Source organism: Enterobacter sp. V87_3, assembly GCF_029967835.1.
In the GTDB taxonomy this organism is placed as follows: Bacteria; Pseudomonadota; Gammaproteobacteria; order Enterobacterales; family Enterobacteriaceae; genus Enterobacter; species Enterobacter cancerogenus.
Genome location: NZ_JASCAM010000022.1, coordinates 246061 through 263623, shown reverse-complemented (window position 1 = coordinate 263623; position 17563 = coordinate 246061). Strand labels below are relative to the sequence as shown.

The following is a 17563-nucleotide window of genomic DNA, read 5'->3' as shown; positions in this document are numbered from 1 at the left end:
GCGTTAATAACGTAGCGTAATCACATAATTTAAACTTACACAATTAACGTTATTTGTCCAAGTTTGTGCACAACTATTTATTTTACCTTTTTCTTTTCAACAAGATAAAATCATCCATCAAGTGCAGGTTTTCAGCCAAAATTAGACAGCATCGTCACACCCATATTTTTTTAGGGATAACCTTAAGGAAAATATCCCTTTTCTCTTCCAGACTTATCCTTTTAATTCATAAGGATGTCATGAGATGAAAAGGTTACTGATGGCGCTCTTTGCCAGCCCGGAATCCCTTCTGCAGGTAATTAGTCACCAGGAGATTATCGAAGCCGTAGAGGATGGCGACCGCATCATCATCGATCAGGACGGAAACGCCTCGGTGAACTACAAAAGTAACGAGGTACGGCAGGACTTTCTGCGCCATGTCAACGCGCTGAAGAGGGCCTGAAATGGGAACGGCAATATTCATGGTGTTGATGGTGTGTGGGTACTGGTACACCAGTCGCGATCTCTCAACGCGTTTCAAAATTAAGCGTTCGTTCGGCTGGGATGTCTATTTTCTCGTTGCGCTGTATGGCTGTATTTTCGTTCTCCAGGGGGTGATTGCCACCGGCCTGCTCTGGCTGATACTGCTGGCCCTCTCGGCCGCCGACAACAAGTTCCACTTCACTGCGGATAAATATTCCGACTGGCAAATTGATTTTATGAACTGGAGTTTCCTGGGGATCCAGGCTCCGGTGGTGGTGATGCTGGCGTTCGCCATCCTGTTTTGTCTGTACCGTTCTAACTGGGCGGGCAGCGCCAGGCTGGACGGTGACGGCAGGAAAAAACTCTACAAGCGCCTGGCGCAGTCCAGCGGCATCGAACAGGTGCTGTATCAGTGCATGGAGCAAGGGGAACTGGCGCAGGTGGCGCTGAGGTCGCGGCGGATTTATATCGGCATGATCCACACCGCCACGCTGGAGTATGAAAAGACGGCCAATATCGTACTCATCCCGATGCTGAGCGGCTACCGCGACGAAAAAACGATGAACCTGCGCATCGAAAATAACTACAGCAAATGGTACGACGAGCACGGCATTACGCTTGATTCCGATCCGCGCAGCGCCATGGACTTCCGCAAGGTGATTATGCTCAACCAGATTGAGAGCATTTCGTTATTTGACCCCGCCAGTGCCAGCGCACTGGAGATGGCTCAGGAGGAGAACGCCGACCGCTAGCCGCCCCCGTAGCGGCGCCCAACGTTTTACATACTGTCGCAAGGACAAAGCGTGTAAACTACGTTTAGTAGATAAATTCAGGGGGGAATATGGTTGTTAAGCGCTTAAGAAAAGAAGATCGTCGCGTTCAGTTACTGGAGGTTGCACGCGGCATTGTTCGTCAGCAAGGCACCGAAGCACTCACGCTGGGCTATCTGGCCGAGCGGGCGAACGTCACCAAACCCATTCCCTACGATCACTTTGGCGATCGTGAGGGATTGTTGATGGCGCTTTACCAGGATTTCAGCGATCGACAGCTCAAAAAATTCCGCGAGACGCTGGACAGGGACAATAAAACGCTCGCTGACACCCTTCGTTTTTTCAGTGCGGCCTATATCGACTGCGCCATCAGCGCAGGGCCTGAAACTGGCCCGATAGCGGCTGCCCTGTCCGGGTCCCGCGCGCTGCAAGATTTTCGCGAAGCCTGCGTTGCCGACTGTTCAGACTGCCTGCGCACCGCGCTTGCGCCGTTCATCACCTTAAAAGGAGTACAGGGCGAAGCAGCGCTGACGGCGATTATCGGTGCGGCGGACGCGCTCAGCACCGCAGCCGGTAACGGGATTCTGGCGCGTAACGTCGCCGAAGAGATGCTCAACGGCGCGATGTCTGGCGTACTGGATACCTACGTCGATAGCACAAAATGAACGGATGGGCAGATTGACAACTAAGTTACCAATAGTAAGATAAAACCTCATTCACTCCCCCTTGTGAGGTGGCTATGTCTGCTACAACCGCAATAAATACTGCGCTGATCGTTACGGCTCACCCGGTCAAAAACGCCCTAAACCATTCCCTCTCGGCGCGTATTGCCGCGACCCTGCGTGAGCAAGGTGTGCAGGTAGAGATAGCCGATCTTCATGCGGAAGGCTTTTCTCCGGTGATGTCCGGTGCCGATCTTGACCTGTATCACGGCGACGCCAGCGCGCTTCCCGCCGAGATCCTGCGTGAACAGCAGCGGGTTGATCGGGCAGACATGCTGGTCTTCGTCTTCCCCATCTACTGGTGGTCCGTTCCCGGCATCCTGAAAGGCTGGTTTGATCGGGTACTTACCCTGAACTGGGCGTACAAAGTGGCAGCTGATGGCCGGATCCAGGGCAATTTACGCGACGTGCCGGTTCGCCTTATTGCTACCGCCGGTAGCGACCTTGCCGGATTCGATAAACACGGTTACACCAACGCGATGCAGGCCCAGATCGTTGACGGCGTTTTCGGCTTCTGCGGCCTTAAAAACGTGAAGCTTGATATTCTTTATCAGGCCGATACCGCAACGCCGCAGCAGGTTGAGGATTTCCTGCAAACGCTCGGTCATATTCATTAAGCATTACGCTTTACTGGTGGCGTAATCGGCACACGTTTATGCGTCGATTACGCCCCGCTCAACGCAGCGTGATCGGTTATTTTTTCCAGTCCGCTTTTCAGTTGTTCGATAACCTCCTCCACTTCCATACCCATTTGCGCATGAATAATGGCCCCGTCGATGAGTATCATAATTTCATTAAGCATTTGCGCATCGGTAATATGGGTTAACGCGGCAATATTGGCTTTTGTTTCTTGTTTATGGCTGCGGCATATTTCTTTTATCTCGCGTTCAATCTCTTCTGATTTCGCCTCTGCGCTGGCGTTGATAAACGCACAGCCGTGGAAGTCGGGCGACATAAACCAGCCCTGAAGCGTTGCGGATAAGGCCTGCGCCGGTGTTTTACCCTCCGCCAGATGCCGACGTAACGCGGTGACGAAGTCGTTCATCCATAATTCATGGCGGTAATTCAGATAGGCCAGAATAAGTAAACTTTTACTCGGAAAATGGCGATAAAACGTCACTTTGGTGACGTGTGCCTGCTTAATGATGGTATCCACGCCCGTTGCTTTAAACCCTGTGGAATAAAACAGGTCATGCGCGGTAAGCACTATTTTATCCCTGACGCTCATTTTCTCGTCTTTATTTTTGATGGATGTTTTCATCCAATTCCGTCCTCAAATGATGTATTGACAGCATTATTTTTCAGGCATAGATTAACGTAAGTAGACAGACCTGTCTACCTAATATCAACCTGAGGTATGACTATGAATACGCGCCCACCGTTACCGCCATTTACCCGTGAAACGGCCATTGAAAAAGTGAGGCTGGCAGAGGATGGCTGGAACAGCCGCGACCCGGCAAAAGTCGCCCTTGCCTACTCGCTGGATACGAAATGGCGAAACCGCGCAGAATTCGCCACCAACCGGGAAGAAGCTCAGGCTTTTCTGGACCGCAAATGGAAGAAGGAGCTGGATTATCGGCTGATCAAAGAGCTGTGGGCATTTACGGATAACCGGATTGCCGTGCGCTATGCCTATGAATGGCATGATGATTCAGGCAACTGGTTCCGTTCTTATGGCAATGAGAACTGGGAGTTTGATAAGGATGGTCTAATGACGCGCCGTTTCGCCTGCGTTAATGACATGCCCATCAAAGAATCGGAGCGGCTGTACCACTGGCCGCTTGGCAGACGCCCTGACGACCATCCCTCTTTGAGCGATCTTGGGTTATAGGAAATCAGGTGTTACCTGAAGGTGTGACCCTTAATCGAAGTCCCATTCAGGTAACACAATTAACCCCTATGAAGCCGACTTGGGCCGCAGGTTTTCGTCAAACACCAGCCGCTTGCGCCCCTCTTCCACTTCACGCAGCGGCTCTACCTGATGCATCGTGTGTTTGCAGCGCTCCACCAGAACCTGATATTCACGGGTACCCTGCTTTTTCCATGCCATCTCTTGCTCGCTGAGCTGGCGTATCGCTTTGGCCGGGCTGCCAATAATCAGATAATTGGCAGGCATATCGGCTTTGGCTTTCACAAACGCCGCCGCGCCAACGATGCTGTTTTCACCGATGATCGCGCCGTCCATCACCACGGCATTCATCCCCACCAGCGCGTTTCGACGGATCACGCAGCCGTGCAGGATCGCGCTGTGGCCGATATGCCCGTCCTCCTCAACAACCGTGTCCTCTTCCGGGAACCCGTGCATCACGCAGTTATCCTGAATGTTCGCACCCTCTTTAATGACGATACGACCAAAATCCCCACGCAGGCTGGCGTTGGGGCCAACGTATACGCCTTTGCCGAGGATCACGTCACCAATCAGCACCGCCGTCGGGTGAACGTAGCTCTCTTCGGGCACGACCGGCGTCAGGCCGTCAATTTGATAAACAGGCATACTGTCTCCTTAAACGCTATGCAGACCACCAAAGCGCTGGTAATAGAGCGTGCCGGGCACGGGCAGTTCCCCCACGGACGTTTCGCCCTTCTCGGTGACGAACGCCTGCGCTCCCGGCGCGACGCGCTGGTAGATGTTGATACAGAGCTGTCGCGCGTTTTGCCCCGCCCAGTGCGCCGGAAGTAACTCCTCGGGCAGCAGCGGATCTTTAAGCACGACGCGACGGTAGAAATGGATCAGCAGCAGCTGGATCTGGAAGCAGCGCTCGGGAGTGAGATCTTCCGGCGCGGCCTCTTTCAACAGCGGCAGCAGCGGACGAAACGAGTCGATAAACGTCTCGTACATCGCGTTTTGTTCAGTAAGCTGCCAGCACTCCTCAACCCTCGCACGCAGCGCGGCACGGGAGAGCGCCAGCGGGGAGTGGGCCTCAAAGAAGATCACGTTTTCCGCCACGCCCGCGTCGTGCAGAAGCGACTGCACGTCCGCCAGATGCTGTGACGGCGACGCCATCAGGCTGGGGGCCAGGGTGCCAAACCCCTGCCAGATGAGCTGCTTTTTGACGTCGGCGAGCGTGGTTTTATCCAGCCCTTCCGACAGCAGCAGCAGCCATTTGCCATCCCAGGCGGGCAGTTCGGCGCGGTAGATTTTATTCTCCGCGCGGCGCGTCAGACGCAGCCCTTTGTCGCTCAGGCGGTAAAAGCTGCGACGGCCAATGCGCGAAACGTCCAGCCAGCCCTCTTTATTGAGACGGAACAGCGCGGTGCGCACAAAACGCTCGCCAAACCCCATCCCCTCCAGCAGGGCTGCCAGGCTTCCGAGCCAGATTTCGCCGCCGCGATGGGACAGCGCATCGCCGTATAACGAAGAGATAAGCGATGTCCCGCTGATGGGTACTGAGCTGACGGCGTGCTGGATAAAGGCATCAAGTTTATTCATGTGATTCATTCTGGTGAGGTTTTTTTTATGGATGAATCATAGCATACGAATGAGGGGGTGTACCCTCACCCTAACCCTCTCCCAAAGGGAGAGGGTACGTAAGACTCCCTCTGCCTTTGGGAGAGGGCTGGGGTGAGGGGAAATAAACCTCAACCGTTCGCCGCCACCTTACGCAAATCAAACACCCGGCACGCCTTGCCTTCCGAGCGTGGGATGCTGCCGCAGTTAACAATCGTCACGTCCGTCGAGATCCCCACCATCGATTTGATGCGGTGGCGCAGCTGGTGGCACACCTGGCAGCGCTGTTCGTGGGTCAGGGTTAAGCTGCTCTCTTTTAGCTCCACCTTCACAGAAAGTGAATCAAGATGCCCGCGGCGGTTCACCTCCAGTTGGTAATGCGGAGAGAGATGTTCGAACTTAACGATCTCCTCTTCCAACTGAGACGGGAAGACGTTCACGCCGCGGATGATCAGCATGTCGTCGCTGCGCCCGCTGATGCGATCCATGCGGCGCATGGTGCGCGCGGTGCCGGGCAGCAGACGCGTCAGATCGCGGGTGCGGTAGCGGATCACCGGCAGCGCCTCTTTGGTCAGCGTGGTGAACAGCAGTTCGCCCTGCTGGCCGTCGGCGAGCGGCGTCCCGTCGTTCGGGTTGACGATTTCCGGATAGAAATGATCTTCCCAGATGGTCGGGCCATCGGCCGTTTCCAGACATTCCATCGCCACGCCCGGCCCCATGACTTCGGACAAACCGTAGATATCCAGCGCGGTGATACCCAGACGTTTTTCGATCTCGCGGCGCATCGCCTGGGTCCAGGGCTCTGCACCAAACACGCCGACACGCAGGGAGCAGCGGCTGGCGTCGCCGCCCATCTGGCGCTCCAGCTCTTCGATCAGATTCAGGCAATAGGAAGGCGTCACCATGATCATATCCGGCTGAAAATCGCGGATCAGCTGCGCCTGTTTCTCGGTCTGGCCGCCGGACATCGGGATCACCGTCGCCCCCAGGCGCTCGGCACCGTAATGCGCGCCCAGCCCGCCGGTAAACAGGCCATAGCCGTACGCCACGTGAATCTTGTCTTTCGCACTGCCCCCGGCGGCACTCAGGGAGCGGGCCACGATATTGGCCCAGTTATCGATGTCGTTCTGGGTATAGCCCACTACGGTTGGCTTGCCGGTGGTGCCGGACGAGGCGTGAATACGCACCACCTGCTCCATCGGCACGGCAAAGGTGTCGAACGGATAGTTATCGCGCAGATCCTGCTTGGTGGTGCACGGGAATTTGCAGATATCCGCCAGTTCGTTGAAATCGTCAGGGTGAACGCCCGCCGCGTCAAACTTGCGTTTGTACATCGGGACGTTGCTGTAGGCGTGATGCAGCGTCCACTTCAGGCGCTCGGTTTGCAGGGCCTGCAGCTCGTCGAGGGAGGCGGTTTCGATCGGATCAAGCATTGTTGTATTTGTCATTGTAGGGTACTCACAGTGTGATTGCTCAAACACGCTCAAGGATCATGGCAATGCCCTGACCCACACCGATACACATCGTGCACAGGGCATAGCGCCCGCCGCGTCGGTGTAATTCATTGCTGGCTGCCAGCGCCAGTCGCGCGCCGCTCATGCCCAGCGGATGGCCTAAGGCAATCGCCCCGCCGTTCGGGTTGACGTGCGCGGCATCGTCCGGCAAACCGAGCTGGCGCAATACGCCCAGCGCCTGCGACGCAAAAGCTTCGTTAAGCTCGATCACGTCCATATCGGTAATACTGAGACCGGCGCGCTCCAGCACTTTACGCGTGGCGGGTACCGGACCCAGCCCCATCAGACGCGGCTCAACGCCTGCGCTCGCCATCGCCACGATTCGCGTACGCGGCACCAGCCCCTGGGCAAGCGCCATAGATTCGCTGGCGATAATCAGCGCCGCCGCCCCGTCGTTCACGCCGGAGGCATTCCCCGCCGTGACCACGCCGTTTTTGCGAAACGGGGTTTTCAGGGCAGCAAGCTGTTCTGCGGTGGTGTCTGCCCGCGGATGCTCGTCGACCGAAACGTCTGTCACCGCGCCCTTTTTACCGGCAACCGTGACCGGCACAATCTCCTGCGCCAGAACGCCGTTTTCCTGGGCCCGCGCGGTACGCTGCTGGCTGCGCAGTGCAAAGGCATCCTGATCGGCACGGCTAATATTTAACAATTCAGCTACATTCTCTGCCGTTTCCGGCATGCTGTCAGTACCAAATTGCTGATGCATGAGCGGGTTCACAAACCGCCAGCCAATCGTGGTATCGAACATTTCTGCCTGGCGTTGAAAGGCGGAGGTCGCCTTGCCCATCACAAACGGCGCACGCGACATGGACTCCACGCCGCCGGCCAGCAGCAGATCGCCATCACCGGCTTTAATGGCCCGCGCCGCAAAGCCAATCGCGTCCAGCCCTGAGCCGCACAGGCGGTTGATGGTGGTGCCGGATACCGTCTGCGGCAGGCCCGCCAGCAGCGCCGCCATGCGCGCCACGTTGCGGTTATCTTCCCCCGCCTGGTTGGCGCAGCCGAAAATCACGTCATCAATACGCTCCGCGTCCAGCTGCGGGTAGCGAGCCAGCAGCGCACGCAGCGGCACGGCACACAGATCGTCAGCGCGAACGCCGGATAACGCCCCGCCGTAGCGGCCAATTGGCGTACGAACACCATCACAAATAAATGCTTCGCGCATCAGGCTTCTCCTGTGACACTGCCGCCAATGCGGTGAGATTTCCCGCGAAAGAGAGCGACGGTTTTCTGTTGTTGATTCTGAATTTCAATGTCGTATACGCCGGTCAGTTTGCCCTGATGCTTCACCCGCGCGGTGGCGGTCAGCCTGTCTCCGGCAAACCCCGGACGGAGAAAGTCGATTGCGCAGCCGGAGGCCACCGCTGCCAGCCCCTGGCTGTTGCAGGCGTAGGCAAACGCGGTGTCGGCCAGGGAGAACAGCTGTCCGCCGTGACAGGTTTTATGCCCGTTCAGCATCTGCGGGGTGATGGTCATGGTGACTTTCGCGTAACCCTCGTCCATCTCGATAATGTCGATCCCCAGCGCCTGTGCGCAGGCGTCCTGTTCATACATAGTGCGGGCGTTGTGCCAGGCGTTATGACTCATAGCTACTCTCCAGAAGCGCACGCTGGCGCAGCAGGGAACAGGGGCGATAGCGTTCCTCGCCGTAATGTCGTTGCAGGTTTTCCAGCAGCGCCAGCAGACGCTGCCAGCCAAGGCGTTCCCCCCAGGCGATTGGGCCGCTCGGGTAATTGACGCCAAGCCGCATGGCGGTATCGATATCTTTCTCGCTGGCGACGCCCTTTTGCAGAGCATCCAGCGCCTCGTTGGCAATCATCGCCACCGTGCGCCAGACCAGCAGTCCGGGATAATCGGCAATTTGCACGACCCGATGGCCCTGCTGTTGCAGATAAAAGATCGCTTTTTGCGTGGCGGAGCGCGGATTGCTGGCGGCGACGGCGATAACCGCCACATCCCGTTCGATACGGTCCACCACGACGACCGGGCCGTTATGGCGTACCGCCAGCGACTGCGCGGTTTCGCCCCGGGTTTCAATCAGCAGGACCTCATCAATTTGCGTGACACCGTCACTTTTTCGCTGCACGCTCATCGGGCTGTAGCTGTCGCTCACCGGCGCAAGCCACGGCACGTGCGGTTTATCGCCCTGCCAGTCATATACGCCCTTCCCGCTTTTTTTGCCGAGACGCCCGGCCAGCACCAGCTCCTGCTGCACCAGCGACGGCAGAAAACGGCGCTCCTGCCAGAAGGCGTTGAACACCGAGCAGGTGACCGCGAAGTTAACGTCCTGACCGATCATGTCAGTCAGCTCCAGCGGCCCCATCGGGAAGCCGCCGCCTTCGCGCAGCGCAGCGTCAATCACCTCTGGCGCAGCGACCTGCTCTTCCAGCGCGCGCCAGGCTTCGGAATAGAAGGGTCGCGCCACGCGGTTGACGATAAAGCCCGGCGTCGACTGGCAGCGCACCGGCTGTTTTCCCCAGTTCAGCGCCAGCTCGCACAGGGCGTCAGCCACTTCCGTCGAGGTCGCCAGGCCGCTCACCACCTCCACCAGCTTCATCACCGGCGCGGGGTTGAAGAAGTGCAGCCCTGCCACACGCTCGGGATGCGCGATCTCCGCCGCAATGGCGGTGACGGAAATGGACGACGTATTGCTGGTCAGTAACGTCTGCGGGGGGCAAATGTCCGCCAGCGTCGCAAACAGCGCCTTTTTCACCTCCAGCCGTTCGGACGCGGCCTCAATCACCAGATCCGCCGCGGCAAGCGCGTTAATGTCGGTGACGGGGGTCAGCCGTGCCAGAATGTGATCGCAGGCGTCTGCGGACACCTTCCCGCGCCCTACCCGCGAAATCAGGCGCTGGTGAATACCGTCGATAGCGCGTGATATGGCCTCGGCGTTGATATCGTAAATCAGGACATGATGACCATGGCTCGCCGCCACTTCAGCAATCCCCGCGCCCATGGTGCCGCTGCCAATCACAGCGACGGTGTGAAGCGTCGTCACCATCTTATTTCCCCGTAAAGTTTGGCGTGCGCTTCGCCAGGAACGCGCTGACGCCTTCGCGGTAATCATCGCTGCGCCCGGCCAGGCGCTGGTAATCCCGCTCCAGATCGAGCTGGGCATCGAGGGTGTTGGTTTCGGCGGCGTTCATTGCCTGCTTGATCAGCCCCAGGCCAAAGGTCGGCTGCGAGGCAAAGTGCAGCGCGAGCTGCTGTGCCGTGGCGGAGAGTTGTTCATCGTCGACCACCTGCCAGATCATTCCCCACGCCAGCGCCTGTTCGGCGCTGAGTTTGTCACCGAGCAGCGCCAGCCCCATCGCCCGGGCGCGTCCGGCGATACGCGGCAGCAGCCAGGTGCCGCCGCAGTCGGGCACTAAACCGAGCTTGCTAAACGCCATCACAAAATTGGCCGAGCGCGCGGCGATCACCATGTCGCAACCGAGTGCCAGCGTAGCGCCCGCCCCGGCCGCCACGCCGTTGACCGCGCAAATTACCGGCTTCGGCAGTTTCGCCAAACGGCGAACCAGCGGGTTATAGAAGGTTTCCACCGACATCCCGAGATCCGGCGCCGGGCCGTTAGGGTCCACGTTACGGTCATTCAGGTCCTGTCCCGCGCAGAAACCGCGTCCTGCCCCGGTGATCAGCAGGCAGCGGATAGTCTCGTCACGCTCGGCCTGCTTCAGGCAGTCGGAAAGCTGCCGGTGCATCACGTCGTTAAAGCTGTTCAACCGCTCCGGACGGTTCAGCGTAATGGTCATCACGCCTTGCTCAATCTGACTCAGAATACATTCCACAATTAACGTCCTTTGAAGTCGGGTGTGCGTTTTTGTAGGAAGGCGTCGATGCCCTCGCGGCGGTCCTCGGTGGCTGAGAGCAGCGTGAACAGCTGCCGCTCCTGCGCCAGTCCGGCCTGCAGCGGCACTTCGTAAGACTGTCGCAGCGCCTGCTTCGCTGCCTGCAGGGCCAGCGGCGCGTGGCGCGCCATCAGCGCCGCCTGTTTCAGGGCATACTCCAGCGTCAGCGAGGCCGGGAACACATCGCTGACCAGCCCGGCACGCTGCGCCTGCTCTGCAGAGAGGCTTTCGCCGGTCAGCACCATTTTGCTGGCGAGGGATTTGCCGACACAGCGAATAAGGCGCTGGGTACCGCCCGCACCCGGCATGATGCCGAGGGTGATCTCCGGCAGCCCGAAACGGGCGTTATCCCCGGCGATCACCACGTCGCAGAGCAGCGCGAGTTCACATCCCGCCCCCAGCGCAAAGCCGTTTACGGCGGCAATCAGCGGTTTATTGAAGGCGTTAATCCGCGCCCACAGCTGCGGACGGATGTCGTTCAGGGTGGCGGAGAGATCGTTTTCCGCCATTTCGTTGAGATCTGCCCCGGCGGCGAAGCAGCGTTCGTTGCCGGCGATCACGCAGGCGGAGATATCGCCATCAATCGCAGCGCTTTCCAGCGCGTCGGCGATTTGCCTTAACAGGGCGTTATTCAGCGCATTGCGTGCCGCCGGGCGGTTCAGCGTCAGCTGGAGCACGCGGCCATGACGGGTGACAATCAGTTCGCTCATGCCATCCCCTTCGCATCAAAATCGACCACCACGTCGGCGGTTAACGGCAGCGCCTGACAGCTCAGTACGTAGCCTGCCGCCAGTTCATCCGGCTCCAGGCTGTAGTTGGTTGCCATATCCACTTTTCCGCGCAGCACCTTGCATTTACAGGTGGCACAGACGCCGCCCTTGCAGGCGTAGGGCAAATCTGCGCCCTGGCGCAGCGCGGCATCAAGAATGCTCTCATCGTCCGCCGTCAGGGTTATCTCGCGGTCGCGTCCATCCTGACGAACGGTGACTTTCTGGCCTTCCGTCTGCACGCTCAGGGTACGTTTGATCGCGGAGCCCGGCGTATTAAAGCGTTCAAGGTGGATGGATTGCTCCGGCATCCCCAGTGCTTTCAGGGCCGCTTCGGCATCATCCATCATTGACGACGGGCCGCAGATAAAGGCTTCGTCATACTGGCGGAAGTTGATCAGGGTTTTTGCCAGCGCCTGCAGCTTTTCGCCGTCGATGCGCCCGTGCAGCAGATCGCTGTCGAGCGTCTCCTGGCTAAAGATGGTCACCAGCTGCAGCCGCTGCGGATATTTGTCCTTCAGTTCTGCCAGGGCGCTCCGGAACATCATGGTCTGGCTGCTGCGGTTGCCGTAAATCAGGGTGAAGTGGCTATTGGGTTCGGTGACAAGGGTGGCGGAGATAATCGCCAGCATTGGGGTAATGCCCGACCCGGCGGCAATCGCCAGATAGTGCCCCTGACGTTCGGCCTGCGGCTGGTAGCCAAAATGCCCCTGGGGCACCATCACCTCCAGCGCCATACCCTGCTTGATTTCGTCGCGGGCATAGCGGGAGAAGCGCCCGCCCTCTATGGCTTTTACCGCCACGCTGATTTCACCCGGCGCGGCATGTCGGCAAATCGAGTAGCAGCGGCGCAGTTCATCGCCGCCAAGGGTTGCCTTCAGCGTCAGATGCTGGCCGGGACGAAAGCGATACGCGTCCTGCAACGCGTCCGGCACCGCAAAGGTGATGGTGACCGCGTCGCGGGTTTCAGGTTCTACTTTTGCCACTGTTAAGGAGTGAAACGTTGTCATGGCAGCCTCAAATACATTTGAAATAATCGAAAGGCTCACGGCAGGTATTGCAGCGGTAGAGCGCTTTGCAGGCCGTGGATCCAAATTCACTGATAAGCGAGGTGTTGGTGCTCGCACAGCGCGGGCAGCTCACCTCAGCAGGCGCATGGGCGTGGCAGCTGTGGCCGACGGGTGGGCTGATGCCATATTCCCGCAGGCGTTCACGGGCATCCGCCGTCATCCAGTCGGTCGTCCACGCAGGTTCAAGCTGGAGCACGATATGCACCGGGGTAAAGCCGCTCGCGGTCATCGCTTCACGGATCGCCCCCAGCAGGTGTTCCGTTGCCGGGCAGCCCGAATAGGTCGGCGTAATACCAATGACCCAGCCCTCGCCCTGCGCCTTTACGCTGCGCACCATGCCTAAATCGGTGATGGTGAGCACCGGAACTTCCGGGTCCGGGATCTGGCTTAACAGCGCCCAGATTTGCGGGATTTGTGCCGGTGCGATGTCGACGAGGCGTTGCATAGCGCTCTCCTTTACCACTGCTGACCGGGGTAGACGCGCTGGAGATACTGCATCTCCGCCAGCATCGGCCCCAGATGTTCGGTATGCAGGCCACGTTTGCCCCCCGTGCGATACGCCGCTTCATCGGGGACGCTCAGGGTGGCTTCCTGTAAACCCGCGAACACTTCACGTTCCCACGGCTCGCGCAGGGTGCGCGGATCAACCGCCACGCCGGAGGCGATCAGCGCCAGCTCAACGTCGTCGGCGTCGAACAACTCCGCCGTAAAGCGCCACAGGCTGTTCACCGCCTGCTGCATTTTTTGCGAGGAGAGCGCCGTGCCGTCGCCCAGACGCACCAGCCAGCCGCGGCTAAAGCGCAGGTGATAGCGCACCTCTTTGATCGCTTTGGCGGCAATGGCGGCCAGCCGGGCGTCGCTGCTGTGGATCAGGCGTTCGTACAGCGCCACGTTCCATGCGTCCATCAGGTACTGGCGGACAAGGGTGTCAGCGAAGCTGCCGTTCGGCTGCTCCACCAGCAGGAGATTGCAAAACTGGCGTTCATCGCGACCAAACGCCAGCGAATCTTCATCGCCCTGGCCTTCCCGCTCGGCGGCGTAGGTCAGAAAGTTGCGCGCCTGACCCAGCAGGTCGAGGCCGATATTCGCCAGCGCGAGGTCAATTTCCAGCTCCGGCGCGTGACCGCACCAGGCGCCGAGACGCTGGGACAGCACCAGACCGTTGTCGCCCAAACGCAGGGCGTATGCAGATACGTTATTCATCCCCAACCTCACATATGCTCGATGCCATCAGGGATGGTGTAAAACGTCGGATGGCGATAGACCTTGCTCTCGGCCGGATCGAAAAATACACCGCTCTCTTCGGGCTGAGAGGCAATAATTTCGCTGGCCTTCACCACCCAGATGGAGCAACCTTCGCTGCGGCGGGTATAGGCGTCGCGGGCGTTTTCCAGCGCCATACGATCATCGGCGGCGTGCAGGCTGCCCACGTGACGATGGGATAATCCTTGTTTGCTGCGTACGAACACTTCGTACAGCGGCCAGTAGACATTGCTCATGATGTTTCCTCTTACGCTGCGCTGCGTGCGTGTTGTTTTTCTGCGTGCGCCAGGGCGGCTTCGCGCACCCAGGCGCCGTCGTCCCAGGCTTTACGTTTTGCGGCCAGACGCTCGTGGTTACAGATCCCGCGCCCGTTAATCACCTCATCAAATTCCTGCCAGTCAATCTCGCCAAAGCGGTAGTGGCCGCTCTGTTCATCGAAATGCAGATCGGCGTCCGGCACCGTCATGCCCAGCATCTCCACCTGCGGGACGGTGTTATCCACAAAACGCTGGCGCAGTTCATCGTTGCCGAAACGTTTGATTTTCCAGGCCAGGCTGCGGGCGCTGTTTGGGGAGTTATCATCGTTTGGCCCGAACATCATCAGCGCGGGCCACCAGAAGCGGTTAATGGCGTCCTGCAACATCTGGCGCTGTGATTCGCTGCCCTGTGCCAGCGCCATGCAGGCTTCAAAGCCCTGACGCTGGTGGAAGCTCTCTTCTTTACAGATTTTCACCATCGCCCGGGCATACGGCCCGTAAGAGGTACGGCAGAGCGCCACCTGGTTGACGATGGCCGCGCCGTCCACCAGCCAGCCAATTACGCCGATGTCGGCCCAGCTCAGGGTGGGGTAGTTGAAGATCGAGGAGTATTTCATCTTGCCGTCGAGCATCTTCTGGTAGATGTCCTCCCGCGCACAGCCCAGCGTTTCCGCCGCGCTGTAGAGGTACAGCCCGTGCCCGGCTTCGTCCTGCACCTTCGCCAGCAGAATGGCTTTGCGGCGCAACGTCGGCGCGCGGGTGATCCAGTTCCCCTCCGGCAGCATGCCGACGATTTCGGAGTGCGCGTGCTGACCAATCTGGCGGATCAGCGTTTTGCGGTAGGCGTCAGGCATCCAGTCCTGTGGCTCGATGGCTGTCTCCTGCGCTATGCGCTGCTCAAAGCGTTGTTCTTGCGTCACGTCATCACCTTATGATTCGTAAATTTATTTAAACAGGCAAAATGATGAATCACTTCGTTTCATAAAAGTTACACAAAGGTTAAATATAACCCCAAGATGTGTTTGTTTATTTTGTGACGTGGCTCGCAAGGCTTTTCACACAAGGCCTGTCAGCGGGCGTTTAAGGCGCCTCCTCTCCTCCTGCCAGATCACAATGTTAACAATTCTTTAAAACTCAGCTTGATTTTCATGATTCATGATCAAACTATCTATAGTGAAATCACGAAACACTTGGAGATAAGCAATGCAGCAGTTAGCCAGCTTCTTGTCCGGCATCTGGCAGTCTGGCCGGGGCCGTGAGCGCACGATTCATCACGCCATCAGCGATGAAGCCTTATGGGAAGTCACCAGCGAAGGGCTGGATATGGCGGCCGCGCGCCGCTACGCCATCGAGCGCGGGGGCGAAGCACTTCGCGCGATGACCTTTATTGAACGCGCCGCCATGCTGAAGGCGGTGGCGAAGCACCTCCTGAGCCAGAAAGAGCAGTTTTATGCGTTGTCCGCCCAGACCGGCACGACCCGTGCCGATGGTTGGGTGGATATTGAGGGCGGGATCGGCACCCTGTTTACCTATGCAGGCCTCGGCAGCCGCGAGCTGCCGGACGATACGCTGTGGCCGGAAGATGAGCTGATCCCACTCTCTAAAGAGGGCGGATTTGCCGCCCGCCACGTCTTAACGTCAAAATCCGGCGTGGCGGTGCATATCAACGCCTTTAACTTCCCGTGCTGGGGTATGCTGGAAAAACTGGCCCCCACCTGGCTTGCCGGCATGCCCGCCATCATTAAGCCCGCCACCGCCACCGCGCAGGTGACGCAGGCGATGGTGAAAGCGATCGTCGACAGCGGCCTGGTGCCGGACGGTGCAATCAGCGTGATTTGCGGCGGCGCAGGCGATCTGCTGAGCCACCTGGACAGCCAGGACGTGGTGACGTTCACCGGCTCGGCCTCAACAGGGCAAAGCCTGCGCCTTCATCCTAATGTTGTGGCGAACTCGATTCCGTTCACCATGGAAGCAGACTCGCTGAACTGCTGCGTGCTGGGTGAAGACGTCACGCCGGAGCAGCCGGAGTTTGCGCTGTTTATTCGCGAAGTGGTGCGTGAGATGACCGCCAAAGCCGGGCAAAAATGTACCGCCATCCGCCGAATACTGGTTCCTCAGCGCCAGACGGAGGCCGTCAGCCAGGCGCTGATTGCGCGGCTGGAAAAGGTGGTGATGGGCGACCCGGCGCAGGAAGGGGTCAAAATGGGCGCGCTGGTCAACAGCGATCAGCGTGCCGACGTGCAGGCCAACGTGGATCGCCTGGTGGCCGCGGGCTGCCAGATCCGCCTTGGCGGAAAAGCCGACCTGAACGCCGCCGGGGCATTCTTCCCGCCGACCCTGCTCTTCTGCCCGCAGCCGGATGAAACCCCGGCGGTCCATGCCATCGAAGCCTTTGGCCCTGTCGCCACGCTGATGCCTTATCGCCATGCCGACCACGCAATGGCGCTTGCCCGAGCGGGCGGCGGAAGCCTGGCGGGCACGCTGGTCACGGCAGAACCCGCCACCGCGCGGCAGTTCATTGCCGGCGCGGCGCGCGCCCACGGACGCATTCAGATCCTCAACGAGGCGTCGTCAAAAGAGTCAACCGGGCACGGTTCACCGCTGCCGCAGCTGGTGCACGGCGGTCCGGGTCGTGCGGGCGGCGGCGAAGAGCTTGGCGGCCTGCGCGCCGTGAAGCATTACCTCCAGCGCACCGCGATCCAGGGCAGCCCTTCTATGCTGGCGGCCATTGGTAAACAGTGGGTGCGCGGCGCACAGGTGCAGGAAGACCGCGTACATCCGTTCCGCAAATACTTCGAGGAGCTTCAGCCTGGCGACAGCCTGCTGACGCCGCGCCGTACGTTGACGGAAACTGACATCGTGAATTTTGCCTGTCTGAGCGGGGATCACTTCTACGCGCACATGGACAAAATCGGCGCTGCCGAGTCCATCTTTGGTGAGCGCGTGGTGCATGGCTACTTCCTGATCTCCGCTGCCGCCGGGCTGTTTGTTGATGCGGGCGTCGGCCCGGTCATCGCCAACTACGGCATGGAGAACCTGCGCTTTATCGAGCCGGTGAAGCCGGGCGACACCATTCAGGTGCGTCTGACCTGTAAGCGCAAAACGCTGAAGAAACAGCGCACCCCCGATGAAAAACCGACCGGCGTGGTGGAGTGGTCAGTGGAAATCTACAACCAGCACCAGCAGGCCGTGGCCCTTTACTCCATTCTGACGCTGGTCGCCCGCCAGCACGGCGACGTCTGATCCCTTTCCTTCACCGTCTTTGCTGCCGGGTAACGCGACGTTTACCCGGCCAACGACGGCCTGCCGGGGTGTGACGTCACCCCGCTCTTTTTTAACCTGGCAAACCTGACAAATAACCTGGCAGATGCAGGCAAACGCTTTTCTCAGGCTGCTGTCAGGATAACGCTGACACAACACAATAAACGCAACAAGATGA

The 17563-nt window shown here is 59.0% G+C and carries 20 protein-coding genes; 6 read left to right on the top strand and 14 right to left on the bottom strand.

The window, feature by feature from the left end; genetic code table 11:
- Positions 1–244 precede the first annotated feature (244 nt).
- The 4 genes from QLG21_RS10565 (at position 245) to QLG21_RS10550 (ending at position 2571) form a co-directional block, all read left to right on the top strand.
- On the top strand, positions 245–442 hold the full coding sequence (locus QLG21_RS10565) for a hypothetical protein (RefSeq protein WP_006175081.1): 198 nt from the start codon (positions 245–247) through the stop codon (positions 440–442).
- A 1-nt stretch (position 443) separates the two neighbouring features.
- The gene (locus QLG21_RS10560) at positions 444–1214 is read left to right on the top strand and encodes a hypothetical protein (RefSeq protein ID WP_282484342.1); all 771 of its coding nucleotides are present in this window, start codon (positions 444–446) and stop codon (positions 1212–1214) included.
- Positions 1215–1303: 89 nt separating this feature from the next.
- Positions 1304–1897, top strand: coding sequence for a TetR/AcrR family transcriptional regulator (locus QLG21_RS10555; protein WP_282484341.1), 594 nt, complete (start codon positions 1304–1306; stop codon positions 1895–1897).
- 74 nt (positions 1898–1971) lie between these two features.
- Positions 1972–2571 (top strand): NAD(P)H-dependent oxidoreductase, encoded by a 600-nt coding sequence (locus QLG21_RS10550; protein ID WP_088207335.1) that lies wholly within the window; start codon positions 1972–1974, stop codon positions 2569–2571.
- A gap of 47 nt (positions 2572–2618) precedes the next feature.
- Here the strand turns inward: QLG21_RS10550 and QLG21_RS10545 are convergent, their stop codons facing one another.
- On the bottom strand, positions 2619–3215 hold the full coding sequence (locus QLG21_RS10545; RefSeq protein ID WP_282484340.1) for a TetR/AcrR family transcriptional regulator: 597 nt from the start codon (positions 3213–3215) through the stop codon (positions 2619–2621).
- 102 nt (positions 3216–3317) lie between these two features.
- Here QLG21_RS10545 and QLG21_RS10540 point away from each other — a divergent pair, with 102 nt between their 5' ends.
- A complete protein-coding gene (locus tag QLG21_RS10540) occupies positions 3318–3785 on the top strand; it encodes a DUF1348 family protein (RefSeq protein ID WP_072208737.1) in 468 nt (155 codons plus the stop codon).
- A 66-nt stretch (positions 3786–3851) separates the two neighbouring features.
- Here the strand turns inward: QLG21_RS10540 and paaY are convergent, their stop codons facing one another.
- The 13 genes from paaY to paaA all read right to left on the bottom strand — a co-directional run bounded on the left by paaY (position 3852) and on the right by paaA (position 15044).
- Positions 3852–4448 carry a phenylacetic acid degradation protein PaaY gene (paaY, locus tag QLG21_RS10535; protein ID WP_282484339.1) on the bottom strand — a complete coding sequence of 199 codons (597 nt, stop codon included), beginning with the start codon at positions 4446–4448 and terminating at the stop codon, positions 3852–3854.
- A 9-nt stretch (positions 4449–4457) separates the two neighbouring features.
- Entirely contained in the window at positions 4458–5393 is a 936-nt protein-coding gene (gene paaX, locus QLG21_RS10530; RefSeq protein WP_058608865.1) for a phenylacetic acid degradation operon negative regulatory protein PaaX, read from the bottom strand.
- Between the two features lie 140 nt (positions 5394–5533).
- The gene (paaK, locus tag QLG21_RS10525) at positions 5534–6850 is read right to left on the bottom strand and encodes a phenylacetate--CoA ligase PaaK (RefSeq protein ID WP_282484338.1); all 1317 of its coding nucleotides are present in this window, start codon (positions 6848–6850) and stop codon (positions 5534–5536) included.
- A 25-nt stretch (positions 6851–6875) separates the two neighbouring features.
- Complete coding sequence (gene pcaF / locus QLG21_RS10520) at positions 6876–8081, bottom strand: 3-oxoadipyl-CoA thiolase (protein WP_282484337.1); 1206 nt, start codon at positions 8079–8081, stop codon at positions 6876–6878.
- On the bottom strand, positions 8081–8503 hold the full coding sequence (gene paaI, locus QLG21_RS10515) for a hydroxyphenylacetyl-CoA thioesterase PaaI (protein ID WP_006175071.1): 423 nt from the start codon (positions 8501–8503) through the stop codon (positions 8081–8083). The genes pcaF and paaI overlap by 1 nt, the downstream gene beginning before the upstream one ends.
- Positions 8493–9920, bottom strand: a complete 1428-nt coding sequence (paaH, locus tag QLG21_RS10510; RefSeq protein ID WP_282484336.1) for a 3-hydroxyacyl-CoA dehydrogenase PaaH — start codon at positions 9918–9920, stop codon at positions 8493–8495. Before paaH ends, paaI begins: the two co-directional genes overlap by 11 nt.
- A gap of 1 nt (position 9921) precedes the next feature.
- Entirely contained in the window at positions 9922–10710 is a 789-nt protein-coding gene (paaG, locus tag QLG21_RS10505; protein ID WP_282484387.1) for a 2-(1,2-epoxy-1,2-dihydrophenyl)acetyl-CoA isomerase PaaG, read from the bottom strand.
- Positions 10710–11477: a 2,3-dehydroadipyl-CoA hydratase PaaF gene (gene paaF, locus QLG21_RS10500; RefSeq protein ID WP_282484335.1), complete on the bottom strand. Its 768-nt coding sequence runs from the start codon at positions 11475–11477 to the stop codon at positions 10710–10712. The genes paaG and paaF overlap by 1 nt, the downstream gene beginning before the upstream one ends.
- Entirely contained in the window at positions 11474–12544 is a 1071-nt protein-coding gene (gene paaE / locus QLG21_RS10495; protein WP_282484334.1) for a 1,2-phenylacetyl-CoA epoxidase subunit PaaE, read from the bottom strand. Before paaE ends, paaF begins: the two co-directional genes overlap by 4 nt.
- Positions 12545–12551: 7 nt before the next feature.
- On the bottom strand, positions 12552–13049 hold the full coding sequence (gene paaD, locus QLG21_RS10490; RefSeq protein ID WP_282484333.1) for a 1,2-phenylacetyl-CoA epoxidase subunit PaaD: 498 nt from the start codon (positions 13047–13049) through the stop codon (positions 12552–12554).
- A gap of 11 nt (positions 13050–13060) precedes the next feature.
- Entirely contained in the window at positions 13061–13807 is a 747-nt protein-coding gene (paaC, locus tag QLG21_RS10485) for a 1,2-phenylacetyl-CoA epoxidase subunit PaaC (RefSeq protein WP_153681589.1), read from the bottom strand.
- A gap of 8 nt (positions 13808–13815) precedes the next feature.
- Positions 13816–14103, bottom strand: a complete 288-nt coding sequence (gene paaB / locus QLG21_RS10480; protein ID WP_220711429.1) for a 1,2-phenylacetyl-CoA epoxidase subunit PaaB — start codon at positions 14101–14103, stop codon at positions 13816–13818.
- 11 nt (positions 14104–14114) lie between these two features.
- A complete protein-coding gene (paaA, locus tag QLG21_RS10475; protein WP_006175063.1) occupies positions 14115–15044 on the bottom strand; it encodes a 1,2-phenylacetyl-CoA epoxidase subunit PaaA in 930 nt (309 codons plus the stop codon).
- Between the two features lie 283 nt (positions 15045–15327).
- Here paaA and paaZ point away from each other — a divergent pair, with 283 nt between their 5' ends.
- A complete protein-coding gene (gene paaZ / locus QLG21_RS10470; protein WP_282484332.1) occupies positions 15328–17367 on the top strand; it encodes a phenylacetic acid degradation bifunctional protein PaaZ in 2040 nt (679 codons plus the stop codon).
- Positions 17368–17563 lie beyond the last annotated feature (196 nt).

Bases quoted from the DNA above. Each gene is read 5' to 3' on its own strand.
- QLG21_RS10565 (WP_006175081.1), top strand. From the start codon at position 245: ATGAAAAGGTTACTGATGGCGCTCTTTGCCAGCCCGGAATCCCTTCTG.
- QLG21_RS10560 (WP_282484342.1), top strand. From the start codon at position 444: ATGGGAACGGCAATATTCATGGTGTTGATGGTGTGTGGGTACTGGTAC.
- QLG21_RS10555 (WP_282484341.1), top strand. From the start codon at position 1,304: ATGGTTGTTAAGCGCTTAAGAAAAGAAGATCGTCGCGTTCAGTTACTG.
- QLG21_RS10550 (WP_088207335.1), top strand. From the start codon at position 1,972: ATGTCTGCTACAACCGCAATAAATACTGCGCTGATCGTTACGGCTCAC.
- QLG21_RS10545 (WP_282484340.1), bottom strand. From the start codon at position 3,215: ATGAAAACATCCATCAAAAATAAAGACGAGAAAATGAGCGTCAGGGAT.
- QLG21_RS10540 (WP_072208737.1), top strand. From the start codon at position 3,318: ATGAATACGCGCCCACCGTTACCGCCATTTACCCGTGAAACGGCCATT.
- paaY (WP_282484339.1), bottom strand. From the start codon at position 4,448: ATGCCTGTTTATCAAATTGACGGCCTGACGCCGGTCGTGCCCGAAGAG.
- paaX (WP_058608865.1), bottom strand. From the start codon at position 5,393: ATGAATCACATGAATAAACTTGATGCCTTTATCCAGCACGCCGTCAGC.
- paaK (WP_282484338.1), bottom strand. From the start codon at position 6,850: ATGACAAATACAACAATGCTTGATCCGATCGAAACCGCCTCCCTCGAC.
- pcaF (WP_282484337.1), bottom strand. From the start codon at position 8,081: ATGCGCGAAGCATTTATTTGTGATGGTGTTCGTACGCCAATTGGCCGC.
- paaI (WP_006175071.1), bottom strand. From the start codon at position 8,503: ATGAGTCATAACGCCTGGCACAACGCCCGCACTATGTATGAACAGGAC.
- paaH (WP_282484336.1), bottom strand. From the start codon at position 9,920: ATGGTGACGACGCTTCACACCGTCGCTGTGATTGGCAGCGGCACCATG.
- paaF (WP_282484335.1), bottom strand. From the start codon at position 11,477: ATGAGCGAACTGATTGTCACCCGTCATGGCCGCGTGCTCCAGCTGACG.
- paaE (WP_282484334.1), bottom strand. From the start codon at position 12,544: ATGACAACGTTTCACTCCTTAACAGTGGCAAAAGTAGAACCTGAAACC.
- paaD (WP_282484333.1), bottom strand. From the start codon at position 13,049: ATGCAACGCCTCGTCGACATCGCACCGGCACAAATCCCGCAAATCTGG.
- paaC (WP_153681589.1), bottom strand. From the start codon at position 13,807: ATGAATAACGTATCTGCATACGCCCTGCGTTTGGGCGACAACGGTCTG.
- paaB (WP_220711429.1), bottom strand. From the start codon at position 14,103: ATGAGCAATGTCTACTGGCCGCTGTACGAAGTGTTCGTACGCAGCAAA.
- paaZ (WP_282484332.1), top strand. From the start codon at position 15,328: ATGCAGCAGTTAGCCAGCTTCTTGTCCGGCATCTGGCAGTCTGGCCGG.